Genomic DNA, 16,793 nt, shown 5'->3' with positions numbered 1-16,793 from the left:
ATGGCGGCTAGGGGTGGATTTCGTGCGGGCGTATCTGCGGGACAGCACACTAGGCGCGCCGGCGGGCGGCCGGCGCGGGCCCGTGGGCCGCCGGTGTGCTTGCGGCTTGCCGTGATCACGGCCCGGCCGGCCACGATTTCGGACTCTTCCCATTTCCGCTTTCCCAGGCAGCCGCTAGAGTGGCCGCCAGCGCCTGCCTGTGCCCCCGTGGCGCGAACCGGCAAGCGCTTGATTCCTGACAAATGACGGCAAATGACCCGTCACTTCAAATTATGTAAGTTGTTAAATATTGTATATATTGCAGCTTCGCAAAATATCAGAAATGCGGCCCGTCAGAGGCCAAGGGAAATTTTCAGGAGAAGCTTGATGTTGGGTACGGTGGTGAAAGCAGGCACGCTGGCGCTGGTGTCGGTGTTGATGGCGGGTTGCGCAACGGAGCGGTCGAAGTCCGTTGCCGTGCCCGCGACGGTGGCGGCAAGCACGCCTTACCAGGGCCCGCGCAGCCCGATTTCCGTGGGCAAGTTCGACAACCGCACGGACTTCCTGCGCGGCGTGTTCTCCGACGGCGTGGACCGCCTGGGCGGCCAGGCCAAGACCATCCTGACCAGCCATCTGCAGCGTACCGGCCGCTTCCAGGTCATGGACCGCCAGAACCTGTCCGAGATCGCCCAGGAAGCCGCTTTCAACAAGCAGGCCAACAAGATCAAGGGCGCGCGCTACGTGGTCACCGGCGACGTCACGGCCTTCGGCCGCAAGGTGACCGGCGACCAGCAGCTGTTCGGCATCCTGGGGCGCGGCAAGGAGCAGGTGGCCTACGCTAAGGTCGATCTCAACGTGGTCGACGTGACTAGCTCCGAGGTCGTCTATTCCGCGTCGGGCGCGGGCGAGTACAGCCTGTCCAACCGTGAAGTGATCGGCTTCGGCGGCTCGGCCGGCTACGACTCCACGCTCAACGGCAAGGTGCTGGATCTGGCCATCCGCGAAGCGGTGGATCGCCTGGTCGACGGCATCACGCAAGGCGCCTGGGCGCCCTCGGCCAACTAAAGGGGAAACCATCATGATGAAGACGATGGCGCAGCCGCGCCGGACGGCGTTCGCCCGTACGGGTCGCGTGCTGGCGATCACGGCGCTGGCCGGCCTGCTGGGCGCTTGCGCGCAGCAGCCCAAGAGCCTGTACACCTGGGAAGGCTATCAACCCACCGTGTACGCCTACCTGAAGGAAGACGGCAACGATTACGCCGTGCAGGCGCAGACGCTGGAAAAGAGCGTCGAGAAGGCGCGCGCCACCAACCGCGAACTGCCTCCCGGCTTTCGCGCGCACTTGGGCATGCTGTACCTGAAGATGGGCGACGGCGAAAAGGGCGTCGAGCAGCTGCAGGGCGAAAAGCAGGCCTTTCCCGAATCCACGCCGTTCATGGATTTCCTGATGCGCAACGCGGGCAAGCCCGCCGCCGCGCCGCAAGCGCAGGCCACGCCGCAAGGCCAGGCCGAGACGCAAGCTCAGGCCGAGACGCCGGCCGCGGAACCCGCCGCCAAGACCGCGCCGGCCGTGCAGAAGAAGAAAGGGAGCTGAACATGATGAAATCACTGCGCCTGGCCATGCTGGCCATCGTCGCCCTGCTCGCCGGTTGCGCCGGTCCGCAGCGCAACGTGGACTACACCGCGTTCCGTGAAAGCAAGCCGGCTTCCATCCTGGTGCTGCCGCCGCTGAACACGTCCGTCGACGTGGCCGCGTCCGCCGCCGTGCTGTCGCAAGCGACGCTGCCGCTGGCCGAATCCGGCTACTACGTGGTGCCGGTGGCCGTCATGGAAGAGACCTTCCGCCAGAACGGCCTGACCACGCCGGACGACATCCACGCCCTGCCCGCCTCGCGCCTGCGCGAGATCTTCGGCGCCGACGCGGCCCTGTACATGACGGTCAAGGAATACGGGGCCAGCTACAAGGTGATCTCCAGCAATGTCACCGTGTCCATCGACGCGACGCTGCTGGACCTGCGTAGCGGCGCCAAGCTCTGGGACGGACACCAGACCCTGGCACAGGCCAGCAACAGCAGCGGCGGCCTGATCGGCATGCTGGTGCAGGCGGTGGTGGACCAGGTGGTCAACACGCTGTCCGACCGCAGCTATGGCGTGGCCGGCATGACCAGCAACGCCCTGCTCAGCGCCGGCACGCAAGGCGGCATCCTGTACGGTCCGCGTTCGCCGCGCTACGCGGGACAGTAAGCCGCAAGCCGTATCCGCATGCCGCCGATGGTGGCCATGCCAGCGCCCCGCGCACCGTCCTGCATCGGTGCGCGGGGCTTTTTTTCGTCCGCGCGCCGTGGCGTCAGCGCGAGGGTGTCGTGCGTGCCAAGGCCTCCATGCCCGCCAGCAGTACGTCCAGCTCGGCGTTCCACAGGCCGTCAGGCAGGTCGGCGCCGGCCAGTGCGTGGCCGTGGATGCAGTCGACCAGCGCATGCTGGCAGGCGCGCGCCCGCGCGGGTGTCAGATCGAGCTCGCGGATCGCATGCAGGAACAGCGCTTCGAAACGCAAGGCGACGTCGGGCGCGGCTGCGGACTGGGTCGCCGATCCGTCTTCGGGCGCGGCCCGAGCCAGATGCCGCGTCAGCGCGGGCGCGGCCCGCGCCATGTCCAGATAGGCCCGGGCCAGCACGCGCAATCGGCCGCGCCAGCCGCGTGCGCGCCGCGAGGCGGTGGCCGCGGCTTCGACCTGATCGAAGCCGGCGCCCGCCACTGCCGCGACCAGCGCGTCCTTGCCCGGAAAGTAGTGATAGACCGCCATGGGATCCACGCCCAGCTCGCGGGCCAGCGCCCGCATCGAGAGCTTGCCCGTGTCTTCCAGCAGACGCGACGCGGCAGCGATGATGCGGGCGGCGTCCAGCGCCGGCGCATCGTCGGCGGCAGGCGCGCCGGGACGGCGCCGCGCGGGGCGGGCCGGTCGCGGAGTCGTTGGCGTTGCGGCGGTGGCGCGCGCCACGCGCGACGCGGGCACGGACGCTGCGGGCACAGGCGTTGCGGCGCCGGCGGCGGGATCGGATTTGGATTTGCGTGAGGGCATGCAGAATTCTACACTGTAGAAATATATGCATAGAGAGAACCCGATGACACCGTCCGCGAACCCGAACCCGAACCCGAACCCGAACCCCACTGCCGCCGACGCGCCCGCGCGTGCCCTGTCCCGCGTCTATATCGCCGCCAGCCTGGACGGCTACATCGCCCGCGAAGACGGCTCGCTGGATTGGCTGATGCAGGCCAACGCCGCCGTACCCGAGGGCGAGGACTGCGGCTATGCGCAGTTCATGGCGGGCGTGGATGCGATCGTGATGGGCCGCGCGACCTTCGAGACGATCGCGGCCTTCGCGCAGTGGCCGTATGGCGACACGCCCGTGATCGTGATGAGCCGTTCAGGCTGGCGGGCTCCCGTCATCGCGGGCGCCTCGATCAGCGTCTCGGACGAGACGCCCGACGCCCTGCTACGACGGCTGGGCGCGGCGGGGCTGGCCCGCGTGTACCTGGATGGCGGCCGGCTGATCCAGTCGTTCCTGGAGGCAGGCGTAGTGGACGAGATCACCGTGACCACCATTCCGCGCCTGCTGGGCCGGGGCCGGCCGCTGTTCGGCGCGCTGGCTGGCGACGTGCCGCTGGTCCTGGTCGGCAGCCGCTCATGGCCGTTTGGATTCGTGCAGAGCACCTGGCGGGTGGGCGCGCAGGCATAGCGTCCGGCAACGCGGAAGCGGTCTCGTATCGACGCGCTGGCGAGCGGCCGGCGCGTCGCCGGACGCTGGTTCCGTTGCGCTGGATGGCTGCCGGACTCAGGCCTGCCGCGCAGGCTCGGAGGTCCGCGCGCGCCGCAGGCGGGGCTTCCATTCGCTGACGATCACGCCCAGCACCACCAGCGCGCCGCCGACGAGCGCCAGCGGCGCCAGCCGCTCGCCGGCGATGCGGCCGAAGATGCCGGCCCATACCGGCTCGCCGGCATAGATCAGCGTGGCGCGCGCGGGATCGACCGTGCGCTGCGCCCAGTTCATGGTCAGCTGGATCAGCGCGCTGGCGCAGCCCAGCGCCACGGCCAGGCCGGTGAGCGTCCAGGAGAACGGCGGGATCTCGGTCTCGCCGGCCAGCGGCATCAGCGTGAAGGCCGCGATCGACGCGGCCGCCAGTTGCAGTACGGTGACGCGGCGCAGGTCCACGCTGCGCGCGTAATGGCTGATGAGCAGGATTTCGGCGGCGATGGCCACCGCGCCGGCGATGGTGATGAGCTGACCATAGCTGAACGAGATCGACGCGGGGTTGTTGCCGGTCAGCAGCATCAGGCCCGTGCAGGCCAGCGCCACGCCCACCCAGGTCATGGCGCGCGGCGCGCGCCGCAGCACCAGCCATTGCAGCAGCGGCACCGCCGGCACGTACAGGGCGGTGAGGAAGGCGGATTCGCTGCTGGTGATGTGCTGCAGGCCGATGGTCTGGCCGCCGTAGCCGGCCACGATGGCCAGGCCGACGGCGCCGCCGGCCCGGACTTCGCGCCAGGTGATGCCGCGCAGCGAACGCAGCGACACCAGTCCCACGGCCAGGGCCGCGGCGGCGAAGCGGCAACCGACGAAGAACATGGGCGTGCCCGCCGTGAGCGCGTGCTGCACGGCCAGGAAGGTGCCGCCCCAGACCACGGTGATCAGGAGGAGCGCGGCTTCGGGCGCTCTGCGCGCCAGCAGGGAGGGAGACGGGGGCGTGGGGGTGTTGTGCATGATATTGCACAATATCGGATGTGGTATTTTTGCGCAATATATTGCTCATGCGTTTGCGCAAGGAGAATCGCCATGCCGTCGAACCAGGTGCTCGAACACGTGGCCGCCAATCTCAGGCGCCTGCGCGATGGGCAAGGCCTGAGCCAGCAGGCGCTGGCCGATGCGGCGGGCGTGAGCCGCCGTACCATCGCCGGCCTGGAAGCCGGCGACGCCAACATCAGCCTGGCCAAGCTCAGCCTCATCGCCACGGCGCTGGGCGCCAACTTCACCGCCCTGGTCAGCCCGGCCGGCCGCGCGCCCGACCAGACGCCCGACGTGCTGACCTGGCGCGGCCAGCTTGCCGGCAGCCAGGCGGTGCTGCACTGCTCGGCGGCCGCCTCGCACCAGGTGGAACTATGGTCCTGGACCCTGGCGCCCGGCGAGCGCTACCAGGCCGAGGCGGACCCGGAAGGCTGCGTCGAGATGCTCTACGTGATCGAGGGCGCGTTGACGCTGGAGCTGGCCGGACAGGAGCGGGTCATACCGGCGGGGTCGACCACGTCCTTCGCCAGCTCGGTGTCCTATGCCTACGCCAACCGGCAGGCAGGCGTGCTGCGCTTCATCCGCAACCTGGTGATATAGGGGGGCGCCATCCGGGCGACTGGCGCTCGCGGGAGCGTTCCCGCAGGCGGTCCGTCGTTCAATGGCCGGCGCGCCGAGGGCTGTCGATCCCGTGGGCGGTGATACCACCGCCGTCCGACAGCCCCGCCCGACGTTTCAGTCCGCGCCGGCGGCGAAGCCCGTCAGCGCCTCGCCGTGCATGCGGTAGCGCACCCACTCGGCCTGCGGCCGCGCGCCGATCGACTGGTAGAAGTCGATGGCCGGCTGGTTCCAGTCCAGCACGCTCCATTCGAAGCGGCCGCAGCCTTCCTCGACCGCGACCCGCGCCAGATGGCGCAGCAGGCGCTTGCCGGCGCCGATGCCGCGGCTGGCGGGCGAGACGTACAGGTCTTCCAGGTACAGGCCTTTCCTGGCCTGCCAGGTCGAGTAGTTGAAGAAATAGATGGCATAGCCCACCGGCTGCCCGTCCGCTTCGCAGATCAGCGCGCGCGCGGGCGTGCCGGGGCCGAACAGGCTGCTGGCCAGGGTTTCGACGGTGGCTTCGACCTGGTCGGCGGCCTTTTCATAGACGGCCAGCTCGGTGATGAATCGCAGGATCAGCGCGCAGTCTTGTTCGGTGGCGGGGCGGATGGAAATCGTCATGGGGAGAGCTACGGAGAAAATCGCAAGGGCGGCGCATGGCCGCGCGGGATGGGAAACCGAAGATGATAGGGATGCCGGCACCAATGCATCAAGTGCATTGTTTTCATTGGATAATGCACACCATGCATTCTGATCTGAGACGCCTGGACCTGAACCTGCTGGTGGCGCTGGACGCCTTGCTGCGCCGTCGTTCCGTGATCGCCGCGGCCGACGAACTGGCCATGAGCCCGTCCGCGCTGAGCCACGCGCTGGCGCGCCTGCGTGCCGCGCTGGACGACGAGCTGTTCGTGCGCATCGGCAACGCCATGCAGCCCACCGCTCATGCCGAGCGACTGGCCGGGCCGGTCAGCGCCGCGCTGGCGCTGCTGTCCAACGGACTGGCGCAGGCGGGCCGCTTCGACCCGGCCACCAGCGACCGCTGCTTCACCCTCGCGGCCACCGACTACACCACCTTCGCCATGCTGCCGGCCCTGGTCGCGCAAGTGCAGGATCTGGCGCCGCGCCTGCGCTTCCAGATCGTCCACGCGCAAAACCAGGACTACGCCGAGGACCTGGCCTCGGGCCGGCTGGATTTCGCGCTGGGCTATGTGGAAGACATGGCCGAGCCGGCGCCGGGCATCGAGAGCTTCGACTGGCTGACCGATCACTACGTGGTGATCGCCAGCCGCGATCATCCCCGCATCCGGTCAGCGCCCAGCCTGGACGCGTACATGGCCGAGCGCCACGTGGCGGTGCGTCCCTGGGGCGAGGCCGGCGGCCATATCGACAAGCTGCTGGAGCGCCGTGGACTGCGCCGCGACGTGGCGGTGCAGCTGCCCTCGGTGCTGGCCGCGCCCTTCATCGTGGCCGGCTCGGCGCTGATCATGACGGTGCCGCGCCAGGCGGCGCGCACGCTGGGCGCGGTGGCCGCGATCGTGGAATATCCGCCGCCCTTCGAGATCCCGCCCTTCACGCTGAAGGCCTACAGCCACGTGCGCCAGCGCAGCGCGGCACATGCCTGGCTGCGCGAACAGCTGCTGCGCGCGATTCCGCTTTGATCAGGCGATTGTCGCCAGGGCTACTGGCAGTTTTGACAGCTTGAAGGACGGAATAGGGCGCTATATACTTAGGCTATATACAACTTCCCGCCTACAGGAGTTGCGACATGGCAATCGGCACGGTCTTTATCAATAACCGCACGCAGGCCGTCCGGCTTCCGCTGGAAGTCCGGCTGCCAGAGGGCGTGCTCAAGGTGGAAATACGAGTCAAGGGAAATGAGCGCATCATTGCGCCGGTTGGACAGGTCTGGGACAGCTTTTTCCTGAACGGCCCCGCTGTCAGCGATGATTTCATGTCCGAACGCGCCAGCCAGGATCAAGCCGAGCGAGAGTCGCTCTGATGCTGCGCTATCTGCTGGACACGAACATCGTTATCTATGTCTTGAAGCGGCGTCCCATCGAGGTGCTGTCCATTTTCAATGCCAATGCGGGCCGCATGGCGATCTCCTCGATTACCGCGGCGGAGCTGTTGCATGGCGCGGAGAAGAGCAACCGTGTCAGTGAGAACCTGTCCACTGTTGAGGATTTTTGCAGCCGCCTGGATGTCTTGCCCTATGGCCTCAAAGCGGTTCAGCACTATGGGGCGATCCGTTCCGCCCTGGAACGGCTGGGTCAGCCCATTGGGGTAAACGATCTGCATATCGCAGGCCATGCACGTAGTGAAGGCTTGGTGCTGGTATCGAACAACGTATCGGAATTCGCCCGCGTTCCCGGGCTTGAAGTAGAGAACTGGGTCAGTGCCAGCCTCTGAGCAGCTCTTGGGGTAGAAGGCCCGACGCCGATCAGCGCGGGCCCGTCATGTACCTTATCAGTTCAACGCCAACATGGCCCCCGGCGCCACCTGCGGCGCGCCGCGAGTCACGGCGTGGCTGGCGACGTCATGGCTGTCGAGCTTGAAGCCGCCCACCAGCTGCGCCAGGTGCGCGGCTTGTTCCTGCAGCGTCTGCGCGGCGGCGGCGGCCTGTTCCACCAGCGCGGCGTTCTGCTGCGTGGCGTTGTCCATCAGGCCGATGGCGTTGCCGATTTCCGAGATGCCGGTGCGCTGTTCCTGGCTGGCCAGGTCGATTTCGCCGACGATGCTGGTCACGCGTTCGACGCTGCCGACCACCTGGTCCATGGTGCCGCCGGCCTGGCGCACCAGCGAGTTGCCGGTGCGGATCTGGTCGACCGAGGATTCGATCAGCGTCTTGATCTCGCGCGCGGCGGTGGCGCTGCGCTGGGCCAGCGTGCGCACTTCGCCGGCCACCACGGCGAAGCCGCGGCCCTGCTCGCCGGCGCGCGCGGCTTCCACCGCGGCGTTCAGCGCCAGGATGTTGGTCTGGAAGGCGATGCCGTCGATCACGCCGATGATGTCGACGATCTTGCGCGCCGAGGCGTCGATGCCGTCCATGGTGTGCACCACCTGCTGCATCACCGCGCCGCCCTGGCCGGCCACGCGCGAGGCGTCGCTGGCCAGGTTGGCCGCCTGGCTGGCGTTGTCGGCGTTGTGCTGCACGGTCGAGGTGATCTCTTCCATGGCCGCGGCGGTCTGCTCCAGCGAGCTGGCCTGCTGCGAGGTGCGGTCGGACAGGTCGTGGTTGCCGCTGGCGATCTCCAGGCTGGCGGTGCGCACGGAGTCGGCCGCCACGCGGATCTCGCGCAGGATCGTGGCGATCTTGTCGGCGAACTGATTGAACGCGGCGCCGATCCGGGCCAGCTCGTCGCCGCCCTCGGCCGGCAGCCGGCGCGTCAGGTCGCCATCGCCGCTGGCGATGTCCTGCAGCGCGTCTTGCACCTGGGGCAGGCCGCGCAACTGGCGCTTGACCGCCATCGTCACGAAGGCCACGGCCAGCAGCAGCGCCAGCGCGGTGATGGACGCGGCCAGCTTCACCATCATGGTGACCGGCTCGTTGGCCTGGGCCCGGTCGATGGCGATCACCAGTGTCCAGGGCGTGCCTTCCACGGTGCTGGCGTACAGCAGCTGGCTGACGCCGCCGATATCCTGCGTCAGCGAGCTGCCGCTGTTCCTGGCCAGCTGCTGCAGCTGGCTCAGGTCCAGGCCGGGATCGATGGCGGTGACCGGCTTGAGCGCCAGCTTGACGTCCGGGTGGGCCAGGATCTGGCCCTGCCCGTCCAGCAGGAAGGCGAAGCTCTTGGGCGTGGCCTGGATGGCCGCGACCATCTTGGCCATGCTGTCGAGCAGCATGTCGGTGCCCACGGCCGCCACCACGCGGCCGTCCTTGCGCACCGCCTCGACGAAGCTCATGCACAGCTTGCCCGACGCGGCGTCCACATAGATCGGAGTGATGGCAGGCCCGTTGGCCTGGGCGGCCTGCTGGTACCAGGCGCGCGCCGGACCGTCGAAGCCGTCCGGCATGGCGTGGTTGAAGATGTAGCGCTTGTCGGCGTAGACGATGTAGGCGTCGTCGAAGCCGCCGGCCTGCTGCGCGGTCGCGGCCATGGTGTGCGCGATGGCTTCGGGCTGGTCGACGGCGTTCTTCAGCGAGCTGGTGACGCGCTGCTTGTCGCGCACCCAGGCGGACAGTTCATTGGCGTGATTGCGCGTGATCTGGCCGATGCTGTGGTCGACCTGGTCGAAGGTATTGTCGCGGGCCACGAGTACCGTGGCCAGGGACAGCGACAGCATGGAAAGAATGGTGATCGCCACGCAGAGGGCGATGAGGCGGTTGCGTATGGACTTGAACATGGTGCGGCCCCGATGGCTGTCGAAATCGCGGCGGCACGGAAAGCCGCCGCGCATGAGCCGCAGCGTAGTGTCGACAAGGCGCGATCAAGCTCGGGATCAAGGGCGCGCCTGCCGCCCAGTTCGTCATTTTGGCGAGACCCTGCCGGGGCCACTGTAACAGGGACGTATTGCTGCCTGATGGCGTGCCGCGCGCGCCTGCGGGTTGTCCCGTATGCGCGCTGTCACACAGGCGTTTGCGGCGGATTACGTCGACGTCGGCGGCGTGGCGCCGGGCTCGTGCGACACCGGGCGTCCCAGCAGGTAGCCCTGGAAGTGGGTACAGCCTTCCTCCGTCAGCCGGCGCAGCTGGGCCGGGGTTTCCACGCCCTCGGCGGTGGTGGGGATGTCCAGGCTGCGTCCGATGCCGTTGATGGCGCGGATGATGGCCAGCGCCTCGCGGCTGGATTCCACGTCCTGGGTGAAGGACTTGTCGATCTTGATCTTGTCGAACTCGAAGCTGCGCAGGTAGCTCAGCGAGGAATAGCCGGTGCCGAAATCGTCCAGCGCCACCTTCACGCCCATGTCCTTGAGCCGGGTCAGCGTGGACAGGTTGGCCGCCGAATTGGCCAGCAGCACCGATTCGGTGATCTCCAGCTCCAGCCGGTCGGCCGGCAGTCCGGACGTGGCCAGCGCCGATTCCACCAGCGACACCAGCGCGCTGTTGGCGAACTGGCTGGCCGACAGGTTGACGGCCACGGTCTCATGCGGTTCCCAGCGCATGGCTTCGCGGCAGGCCTCGTGCAGCGTGAAGGCGCTGAGTTCGTGGATCAGCCCGGTTTCCTCGGCCACGGGAATGAAGTCGTTGGGCATGATCAGGCCCTTGGCCGGATGCTGCCAGCGCATCAGCGCCTCGCGACCCACGGTGCGCACGTGGCTGGCGTCCTTGATGGGCTGGTAGTGCAGCCGCAGCTGCTGCGAGATGATGGCCTGGCGCAAGTCCATTTCCATCTCGTGGCGCTTGAGCGCGGTGGTCTCCATTTCGGGCTTGAAGAAGGCCATGCCGTTGCGGCCGTTGCGCTTGGCCTCGTACAGCGCCATGTCGGCGTAGCGCAGCAGGTGGTCGGCGGTGCATTCCGGCGTGTCGGCCACGGCGATGCCGATGCTGACCGTCACCGGCACGGTGTGGCCGTCGATCTCGAACGGCGCGCGCACGGCGTCCACCAGGCGCTGCGCCATGCGGCGCACGTCCTCGGTCTGTTCGATATTGGGCAGCACCACGGCGAACTCGTCGCCGCCCAGCCGCGCCAGCGTGTCCTGCTCGCGCAAGACCTTGGGCAGGCGCTTGGCCAGGAGGCGCAGCAGTTCGTCGCCGAACTGGTGGCCCAGCGTGTCGTTGACGCTCTTGAAGTTGTCCAGGTCCAGGCACAGCACCGCGGTGGCGCGGCCGTCGCTGGCCGCGTTCAGCGCCTTGAGCATCTGTTCGCGGAACAGGCGCCGGTTGGGCATGCCGGTCAGCGTGTCGTGGTGGGCCATGTAGCGCACCTGCGCATGGGCGGCGTTCTCGTCGGTGACGTCGTCGGCGATCAGCAGCACATAGCGCGAGCGCGGATCGCTGTTGTGGAACACCAGCGTCTTGGTGCGCAGCGAGCGCGGGCCCAGCGTGGTGGACAGTTCCTCTTCCTCTTCGCGCATGGCGCCGTCCGAGCGCAGCGCATCGTTGCAAAGCCGCTCGAAGAAGGCGCAGGCCTGCTCCGGCAGGCATTCCTGCATGGTCCGGCCGCGCATGTCCGCGCGGTCGACGCCGAACATGGCCTGCACCTGGCGATTGGCCAGCACGATCTGGCGCGACACCGCGTCCATCACCAGCACGCAGGAAGGGATCTGCGAAATCACCGCGTCCAGGAAGCTCGACAGCGAACCCAGCTCGGTGTTGTAGCGTTCGGTCATTTCCTTGGCGCGCAGCAGCTGCTGTTCCTGCATGCGGCGCTCGGTCTCGTCGCGCGTGATCTTGGCGTAGCCGAGCAGTTCGCCGCCGTCGCCATGGATCGCGTCGATCACCACGCTGGCCCAGAACAGGGTGCCGTCCTTGCGCACGCGCCAGCCCTCGGCGGCGAACTTGCCCCGGTCGCGGGCCCGCGCCAGGCCGGCCTGCGGCAGGCCCGAGGCCCGGTCTTCCGGGGTATAGAAGCAGGAGAAGTTCTGGCCGACGATTTCGTCGGCCGCATAGCCCTTGGTGCGTTGGGCGCCGGCGTTCCAGTTGGCGACGGTGCCGTCGGGGGACAGCATATAGATGGCGTAGTCCTCGACACCCTGCACCAGGTGCCTGTACATGACGTCCGAATTCGCGATGGTCATAGCTTATGGCCGGTCTTCCGGCATGGGCCGCCGCTGCGGCTGGCATGAAAACATGACGGGATATATGGCTTTACGTCTCCGGAAGCCAAATATTTATCCCGCATATGAAAATGCCAAAAGCCTGCGCATTATTGCGAAGGCCGTCCAACTATTGCGAAAAAGCACGCCGATCCGGCGCGGTGTTCAGCCGCGGCCGAAGCCCACGCGTTGCTTGAGCGCCTGCGCGATCATCGCGGTGTCGATGTCCTTGCCGGGATGGCGCTGGCAGAAGTCGTAGAGCACCGCCACGTAGGCGTTGCCCAGCAGCTTGGTGATGGTGGCGGCGGTGGTGGCGGCGATGGTGCCGCCGGCCGCGCTGCCGGCGCCCGGGATCAGCTTGAGCAGGCTGGACACCACCGAGCGGCCGATCAGCGTGGCGGCCGAGGCGCCCAGCGTGGACGTGACCAGCGTGGTGATGGCCGCGGTGTCCAGCTCCATGCCGAAGGTGATGCCGATCTTGGCGATCATGCCGACCTGGATCGGCACCAGCGCGAAGGCGTCGGAAAACGGAATGGGCGCGGCGGCGGCCGACGCGGCCAGGCCGGCGGCGATGTTCACTTCGATCTCAGCCCGCTTTTTTTTTACTTCCAGCGCCTGCTTGTTGCGGGTGGACAGCGCATTGGCGTAGGCGCGCTGCTGCGCCTCGGGGATGGCCTGGGCGGTGGCGGCGATGAGCTCGTCCAGCCCCATGGGCGGCAGGTCCGCGTCCAGCTCGTCGATGCGCTCGGGCAGCGCGCGCACCGGCACCACCTGCCGGGCGCGCGGCAGCAGCTCGCGCGCGGTATCGGCGAACGGGCTGTTCTTGCGGGCCTTGGTCAGCACCGTGATGACGGGGATGCCGGCGTCGGCCAGCATGTTGCACAGCGCGATCTCCGCGTCCTCGACGCGGTGGCTGCTGTCCTGGATGCAGAGCCAGGCGATGTGGATGTGGCGTTCCTGTTCGGCGGCGGCTGCGCGCTCGCGGATCAGCGCGTCCAGCTCGCGGCGCGAGGCTTCGTAGTCGGCCACTTCCAGCCCGCGCGTGTCGATGATGGTGAGCGGATGGCCGGGCCGGGTGAATTCCTGGGTCGTCGAGGTCACCGGCTTGCCCGCGCCGGTGCGCGCCAGCTCGCCACGGAACACGGCGTTGATCAGCGTGCTCTTGCCCACGCCGGTCTTGCCGGCCACCAGGATGTTGACGCGGCCGGCCCCGCGCGTCGCGGTGCTGATCGCGTCGGCGATGGCGTCTTGCAGGGGCAGCGGATCGGGCATGGGGGCGGGCATCAGGATTGGATTCGTCTGATTCTAATGGGTTCAATCCGTGGAAGTTCGGACGCTTGCCTCGGATAGCCCGGGATTCGACGCCGGGTTAGGGATTACGTCATGTTGTCCCGAGCTTGACTATACAAGTATAGATATCGCCGGGCAGACCAATACCAAAAAAGGGGATATCCATGGATGAGCAGACTGGCTTGCGCCGTGGCCTGAGCGCGCGGCATGTGCGCTTCATGGCGCTGGGCTCGGCGATCGGAACCGGCCTGTTCTATGGTTCCGCCGCCGCCATACAGCGCGCGGGGCCGTCGGTGCTGCTGGCCTACCTGATCGGCGGCGCGGCCATCTTCTTCACCATGCGCGCGTTGGGAGAGATGGCGGTGCGCCATCCGGTGCCTGGCTCCTTCGGCCATTACGCGACGCGCTACCTGGGGCCGTACCTGGGTTTCCTGACCGGCTGGAGCTATGCCTTTTCCATGCTGATGGTCTGTCTGGCCGATGTCACCGTGTTCGGCGTGTACATGGGCTTCTGGTATCCGGACACGCCGCGCTGGATCTGGGTGCTGGGCATCGTGCTCTGCATCGGCGGGTTGAACCTGTGCAGCGTGAAGGTGTTCGGCGAGCTGGAGTTCTGGCTGTCCCTGCTCAAGGTCGTGGCGATCCTGGCGTTGATCGCGGGCGGCGCGGCGGTGCTGCTCGGCGGCATGCGCATCGGCGGCGCGGACGCCACGGCGCCGGCCCTGGCCAATCTGTGGGAACACGGCGGCTTCTTTCCCAACGGCATCGAGGGCATGATCGCGTCCTTCACGGTGGTGATGTTCGCCTTCGGCGGCGTGGAGGTCATCGGCATGGCCGCGGGCGAGGCCGGCGATCCCCGGCGCGTCATACCCAAGGCGATCAACTCCGTGCCGCTGCGCATCCTGCTGTTCTACGTGCTGACCCTGCTGGTGCTGATGGCGATCTTCCCGTGGAGCAGGATCGGCACGCAGGGCAGCCCCTTCGTGCAGATATTCAGCAGCCTGGGCATAGACGCGGCCGCGGACGTGCTGAACCTGGTGGTGATCTCGGCCGTGATCTCGGCGGTCAACAGCGATATCTTCAGCACCGGGCGCATGCTCTACGGCATGGCGCTGAACGGCCAGGCGCCGGCCAGCTTCGCGCGGGTGTCGCGCTTCGGCGTGCCCTGGATGACGGTGGCGGTGATGGGCGCGGGACTGTTCGTGGGCGTGGCGCTGAACTACCTGCTGCCCGATGGGCTGTTCATGAAGCTGGCGGCCATCGTGACCTTCGCCGTGGTCTGGGTATGGCTGATGATCCTGCTGTCGCAGCTCGCCATGCGCCGCCGTCTTGGTCCGGCCGCCGCCGAGCTGGCCTTTCCCGTGCCGCTGTGGCCCTGGGGCCAGCGTTGCGCCGTCGTCTTCATGCTGTTCGTGTTCGCGGTGCTGGCCGCGTTCGAGGACACGCGCGGCGCGCTGTATGTGGGCCTGGGCTGGCTCGCGCTGCTGTCGGCGGCCTATCTCTGGCTGTCCGTGATGCGTCGGCGCGCGGGCGCCGCAGCGCGGCCTGATTATGATGACGACAAGGAGGAGTGACCATGCATCGCCATGAATTCGAACTGCCGGCCGAGGACATCGCGGCCTTCCAGCGCGATGGCGCGCTCTGTGTGCGGCAGCTGTTCAGCGCGCAGGAAGTCGAGCTGCTGACGCGCGGCATCCAGAAGAACCTGGACGCGCCCAGCCCGCGCGCCAAGGTGGCCAGCCGGCCCGACGATCCCGGCTGGTTCTTCGAGGATTTCTGCAACTGGCAGGACAACGACGAATACCGGCAATTCATCTTCGGCAGCCGCGTGGGCTCGGTGGCGGCGCAGCTGATGGGCGGCGGGCCGGCGCGGCTCTATCACGACCATCTGCTCGTCAAGGAACCCAACACGCGCCAGCGCACGCCCTGGCACCAGGACCAGCCCTACTACAACGTGGAAGGGCGCATGAACTGCAGCATGTGGATGCCGGTGGACCCGGTCGCGCGCGAGGCCACGCTGGAGTTCGTGGCGGGTTCGCACCTGGGGCCGTGGCTGATGCCGCGCACCTTCCTGGACAGCCAGGCCAGGTGGTTTCCGGAAGGCAGCCTGGCGGATCTGCCCGACATCGAGGCCGACCGCTCGCGCTGGCGCATCCTGGGCTGGGAACTGCAGCCGGGCGACGCCGTGTTCTTCCACATGCTGACGCTGCACGCGTCGGGAGGCGTGGGCGGCGACCGCCGCCGCCGCGCGTTCTCGGTGCGCTTCCTGGGCGAGGACATGCGGCATGCGCCGCGCGCCTGGCGAACCTCGCCGGAGTTCCCGGGGCTTGCGCAGGTACTGCCGCCGGGTTCGCCGATGGAGCACGCGCTGTTTCCGGTGCTTTGGCCGCGCGCCTGATGCCGGTGGCGCGCCGGGCCAGTATCGGCGTCGGTCCGGCTCAGGCCTTGGGCGCTTCGTACAGATGCTCGGCGCCCGGGAAGCGCCGGGCCTTCACTTCCTCCGCATAGGTCCGCGCCGCGGCCTGGATGCGTTCGGACAGCGTGTCGTAGCGCTTCACGAAACGGGCGGTGCGCTCGAACATGCCCAGCATGTCGTCCACCACCAGCACCTGTCCGTCGCATGACGCGGACGCGCCGATGCCGATCACGGGGCAGGACAGGCTGGCGGCGATCGATGCCGCCAGCGGTTCCACCACGCCCTCGACCACCACCGCGAAGGCGCCGGCGGCGGCGATGGCTTCGGCGTCGGCCGCGATCTTGGCCTGCTCGGCATGGCCGCGTCCGCGCGCGCCGTAGCCGCCCAGGATGTTCACCGCCTGCGGCGTCAGGCCCACGTGTCCCATGACGGGGATGCCGCGCGCCGACAGGAAGGCGACCGTGGCCGCCATGGCCTCGCCGCCTTCCAGCTTGATGGCGGCCGCGCCGGTTTCCTTCAGCACGCGGGAGGCCGACGCGAAGGCCTGCTCGGGACTGGCTTCGTAGCTGCCGAAGGGCATGTCCACCACCACCAGCGCGCCGCGCGCGCCGCGCACCACGGCCGCGCCGTGCGCGATCATGGTGTCCAGCGTGACGGGGACGGTGGACGGCAGCCCGTAGATGGTCTGCGCCAGGCTGTCGCCCACCAGCAGCGCGTCACAGCAGGGATCCAGCAGCTCGGCCATGCGCGCCGTGTACGCGGTCAGCATGACCAGCGGTTCCTGGCCCTTGCGGGCGCGGAAGGCGGGCACGGTCATGCGGCGGGGGGCGGGAGCGTTGGCATTCAGGGTGGCGGTGGTCGACATGCGGGCCTCGTGTTCGGGATGCGCGGCGGGCCTGGCAGGCAGCGCCGCGTCCCGAGCTTAACCCAGGCGCTTCATGGCTGCGGCAGCGCCAGCGCGGCGCGCATGTCCTCCAGGAAGGCCGCCGTGATCTCGTTCAGGTGGGGGCGCTTCTTGGCCACCAGCGTGA

17 protein-coding genes are annotated in these 16,793 nt (G+C 68.2%); 10 read left to right on the top strand and 7 right to left on the bottom strand.

Annotated elements, in window-relative coordinates; translation table 11 throughout:
* Positions 1 to 366: 366 nt before the first annotated feature.
* Genes KDH83_RS22440 through KDH83_RS22430 form a run of 3 tightly spaced genes read left to right on the top strand, consistent with a single transcriptional unit; the run spans position 367 to position 2,223 of the window.
* On the top strand, positions 367 to 1,044 hold the full coding sequence (locus KDH83_RS22440) for a CsgG/HfaB family protein (protein WP_212319973.1): 678 nt from the start codon (positions 367 to 369) through the stop codon (positions 1,042 to 1,044).
* Positions 1,045 to 1,060: 16 nt separating this feature from the next.
* Positions 1,061 to 1,573, top strand: a complete 513-nt coding sequence (locus tag KDH83_RS22435; protein WP_212319975.1) for a DUF4810 domain-containing protein — start codon at positions 1,061 to 1,063, stop codon at positions 1,571 to 1,573.
* A 2-nt stretch (positions 1,574 to 1,575) separates the two neighbouring features.
* Complete coding sequence (locus KDH83_RS22430) at positions 1,576 to 2,223, top strand: DUF799 domain-containing protein (protein WP_212319972.1); 648 nt, start codon at positions 1,576 to 1,578, stop codon at positions 2,221 to 2,223.
* 103 nt (positions 2,224 to 2,326) lie between these two features.
* On the opposite strand, the gene KDH83_RS22425 is transcribed toward KDH83_RS22430, so the two are convergent.
* Positions 2,327 to 3,058, bottom strand: coding sequence for a TetR family transcriptional regulator (locus KDH83_RS22425; RefSeq protein ID WP_212319970.1), 732 nt, complete (start codon positions 3,056 to 3,058; stop codon positions 2,327 to 2,329).
* Between the two features lie 43 nt (positions 3,059 to 3,101).
* Here KDH83_RS22425 and KDH83_RS22420 point away from each other — a divergent pair, with 43 nt between their 5' ends.
* On the top strand, positions 3,102 to 3,716 hold the full coding sequence (locus KDH83_RS22420; protein WP_212319968.1) for a dihydrofolate reductase family protein: 615 nt from the start codon (positions 3,102 to 3,104) through the stop codon (positions 3,714 to 3,716).
* 96 nt (positions 3,717 to 3,812) lie between these two features.
* Here the strand turns inward: KDH83_RS22420 and KDH83_RS22415 are convergent, their stop codons facing one another.
* Positions 3,813 to 4,739 (bottom strand): DMT family transporter, encoded by a 927-nt coding sequence (locus tag KDH83_RS22415; protein WP_212319966.1) that lies wholly within the window; start codon positions 4,737 to 4,739, stop codon positions 3,813 to 3,815.
* A 72-nt stretch (positions 4,740 to 4,811) separates the two neighbouring features.
* On the opposite strand from KDH83_RS22415, the gene KDH83_RS22410 reads away from it, so the two are divergent.
* Positions 4,812 to 5,360 carry an XRE family transcriptional regulator gene (locus KDH83_RS22410; RefSeq protein WP_212319964.1) on the top strand — a complete coding sequence of 183 codons (549 nt, stop codon included), beginning with the start codon at positions 4,812 to 4,814 and terminating at the stop codon, positions 5,358 to 5,360.
* 135 nt (positions 5,361 to 5,495) lie between these two features.
* Here the strand turns inward: KDH83_RS22410 and KDH83_RS22405 are convergent, their stop codons facing one another.
* Positions 5,496 to 5,981, bottom strand: a complete 486-nt coding sequence (locus KDH83_RS22405) for a GNAT family N-acetyltransferase (protein WP_212319962.1) — start codon at positions 5,979 to 5,981, stop codon at positions 5,496 to 5,498.
* Positions 5,982 to 6,103: 122 nt separating this feature from the next.
* On the opposite strand from KDH83_RS22405, the gene KDH83_RS22400 reads away from it, so the two are divergent.
* From KDH83_RS22400 to vapC, 3 genes are all read left to right on the top strand, one after another.
* Positions 6,104 to 7,018 (top strand): LysR family transcriptional regulator, encoded by a 915-nt coding sequence (locus KDH83_RS22400; RefSeq protein WP_249205278.1) that lies wholly within the window; start codon positions 6,104 to 6,106, stop codon positions 7,016 to 7,018.
* Between the two features lie 107 nt (positions 7,019 to 7,125).
* Positions 7,126 to 7,359 (top strand): type II toxin-antitoxin system VapB family antitoxin, encoded by a 234-nt coding sequence (gene vapB, locus KDH83_RS22395; RefSeq protein WP_212319958.1) that lies wholly within the window; start codon positions 7,126 to 7,128, stop codon positions 7,357 to 7,359.
* On the top strand, positions 7,359 to 7,769 hold the full coding sequence (gene vapC / locus KDH83_RS22390; RefSeq protein WP_212319956.1) for a tRNA(fMet)-specific endonuclease VapC: 411 nt from the start codon (positions 7,359 to 7,361) through the stop codon (positions 7,767 to 7,769). Before vapB ends, vapC begins: the two co-directional genes overlap by 1 nt.
* A 57-nt stretch (positions 7,770 to 7,826) precedes the next feature.
* Here the strand turns inward: vapC and KDH83_RS22385 are convergent, their stop codons facing one another.
* From KDH83_RS22385 to KDH83_RS22375, 3 genes are all read right to left on the bottom strand, one after another.
* The gene (locus tag KDH83_RS22385; RefSeq protein ID WP_212319954.1) at positions 7,827 to 9,704 is read right to left on the bottom strand and encodes a methyl-accepting chemotaxis protein; all 1,878 of its coding nucleotides are present in this window, start codon (positions 9,702 to 9,704) and stop codon (positions 7,827 to 7,829) included.
* 243 nt (positions 9,705 to 9,947) lie between these two features.
* A complete protein-coding gene (locus KDH83_RS22380) occupies positions 9,948 to 12,038 on the bottom strand; it encodes an EAL domain-containing protein (RefSeq protein ID WP_212319952.1) in 2,091 nt (696 codons plus the stop codon).
* A 183-nt stretch (positions 12,039 to 12,221) separates the two neighbouring features.
* On the bottom strand, positions 12,222 to 13,340 hold the full coding sequence (locus tag KDH83_RS22375; protein WP_212319950.1) for a GTPase: 1,119 nt from the start codon (positions 13,338 to 13,340) through the stop codon (positions 12,222 to 12,224).
* Positions 13,341 to 13,510: 170 nt separating this feature from the next.
* On the opposite strand from KDH83_RS22375, the gene KDH83_RS22370 reads away from it, so the two are divergent.
* Both KDH83_RS22370 and KDH83_RS22365 read left to right on the top strand, forming a co-directional pair.
* Positions 13,511 to 14,920: an amino acid permease gene (locus KDH83_RS22370; protein ID WP_212319949.1), complete on the top strand. Its 1,410-nt coding sequence runs from the start codon at positions 13,511 to 13,513 to the stop codon at positions 14,918 to 14,920.
* 2 nt (positions 14,921 to 14,922) lie between these two features.
* Positions 14,923 to 15,744, top strand: a complete 822-nt coding sequence (locus tag KDH83_RS22365) for a phytanoyl-CoA dioxygenase family protein (protein WP_212319947.1) — start codon at positions 14,923 to 14,925, stop codon at positions 15,742 to 15,744.
* Positions 15,745 to 15,784: 40 nt separating this feature from the next.
* Here KDH83_RS22365 and panB read toward each other — a convergent pair whose 3' ends face one another.
* The gene (gene panB, locus KDH83_RS22360; protein WP_349291655.1) at positions 15,785 to 16,579 is read right to left on the bottom strand and encodes a 3-methyl-2-oxobutanoate hydroxymethyltransferase; all 795 of its coding nucleotides are present in this window, start codon (positions 16,577 to 16,579) and stop codon (positions 15,785 to 15,787) included.
* Positions 16,580 to 16,793: the final 214 nt, after the last annotated feature.

Origin of the sequence: Achromobacter sp. Marseille-Q0513 (genome assembly GCF_018195695.1) — a bacterium.
In the GTDB taxonomy this organism is placed as follows: domain Bacteria; phylum Pseudomonadota; class Gammaproteobacteria; order Burkholderiales; family Burkholderiaceae_B; genus Achromobacter.
The sequence above is the reverse complement of the archived record's forward strand: the minus strand, read 5'-3'. Positions and strand labels throughout refer to the sequence as shown.

Bases quoted from the DNA above. Each gene is read 5' to 3' on its own strand.
- KDH83_RS22425 (WP_212319970.1), bottom strand. From the start codon at position 3,058: ATGCCCTCACGCAAATCCAAATCCGATCCCGCCGCCGGCGCCGCAACG.
- KDH83_RS22385 (WP_212319954.1), bottom strand. From the start codon at position 9,704: ATGTTCAAGTCCATACGCAACCGCCTCATCGCCCTCTGCGTGGCGATC.
- KDH83_RS22400 (WP_249205278.1), top strand. From the start codon at position 6,104: ATGCATTCTGATCTGAGACGCCTGGACCTGAACCTGCTGGTGGCGCTG.
- KDH83_RS22410 (WP_212319964.1), top strand. From the start codon at position 4,812: ATGCCGTCGAACCAGGTGCTCGAACACGTGGCCGCCAATCTCAGGCGC.
- KDH83_RS22440 (WP_212319973.1), top strand. From the start codon at position 367: ATGTTGGGTACGGTGGTGAAAGCAGGCACGCTGGCGCTGGTGTCGGTG.
- KDH83_RS22430 (WP_212319972.1), top strand. From the start codon at position 1,576: ATGATGAAATCACTGCGCCTGGCCATGCTGGCCATCGTCGCCCTGCTC.
- KDH83_RS22365 (WP_212319947.1), top strand. From the start codon at position 14,923: ATGCATCGCCATGAATTCGAACTGCCGGCCGAGGACATCGCGGCCTTC.
- vapB (WP_212319958.1), top strand. From the start codon at position 7,126: ATGGCAATCGGCACGGTCTTTATCAATAACCGCACGCAGGCCGTCCGG.
- KDH83_RS22420 (WP_212319968.1), top strand. From the start codon at position 3,102: ATGACACCGTCCGCGAACCCGAACCCGAACCCGAACCCGAACCCCACT.
- panB (WP_349291655.1), bottom strand. From the start codon at position 16,579: ATGACCGTGCCCGCCTTCCGCGCCCGCAAGGGCCAGGAACCGCTGGTC.
- KDH83_RS22380 (WP_212319952.1), bottom strand. From the start codon at position 12,038: ATGACCATCGCGAATTCGGACGTCATGTACAGGCACCTGGTGCAGGGT.
- KDH83_RS22375 (WP_212319950.1), bottom strand. From the start codon at position 13,340: ATGCCCGCCCCCATGCCCGATCCGCTGCCCCTGCAAGACGCCATCGCC.
- KDH83_RS22415 (WP_212319966.1), bottom strand. From the start codon at position 4,739: ATGCACAACACCCCCACGCCCCCGTCTCCCTCCCTGCTGGCGCGCAGA.
- vapC (WP_212319956.1), top strand. From the start codon at position 7,359: ATGCTGCGCTATCTGCTGGACACGAACATCGTTATCTATGTCTTGAAG.
- KDH83_RS22405 (WP_212319962.1), bottom strand. From the start codon at position 5,981: ATGACGATTTCCATCCGCCCCGCCACCGAACAAGACTGCGCGCTGATC.
- KDH83_RS22370 (WP_212319949.1), top strand. From the start codon at position 13,511: ATGGATGAGCAGACTGGCTTGCGCCGTGGCCTGAGCGCGCGGCATGTG.
- KDH83_RS22435 (WP_212319975.1), top strand. From the start codon at position 1,061: ATGAAGACGATGGCGCAGCCGCGCCGGACGGCGTTCGCCCGTACGGGT.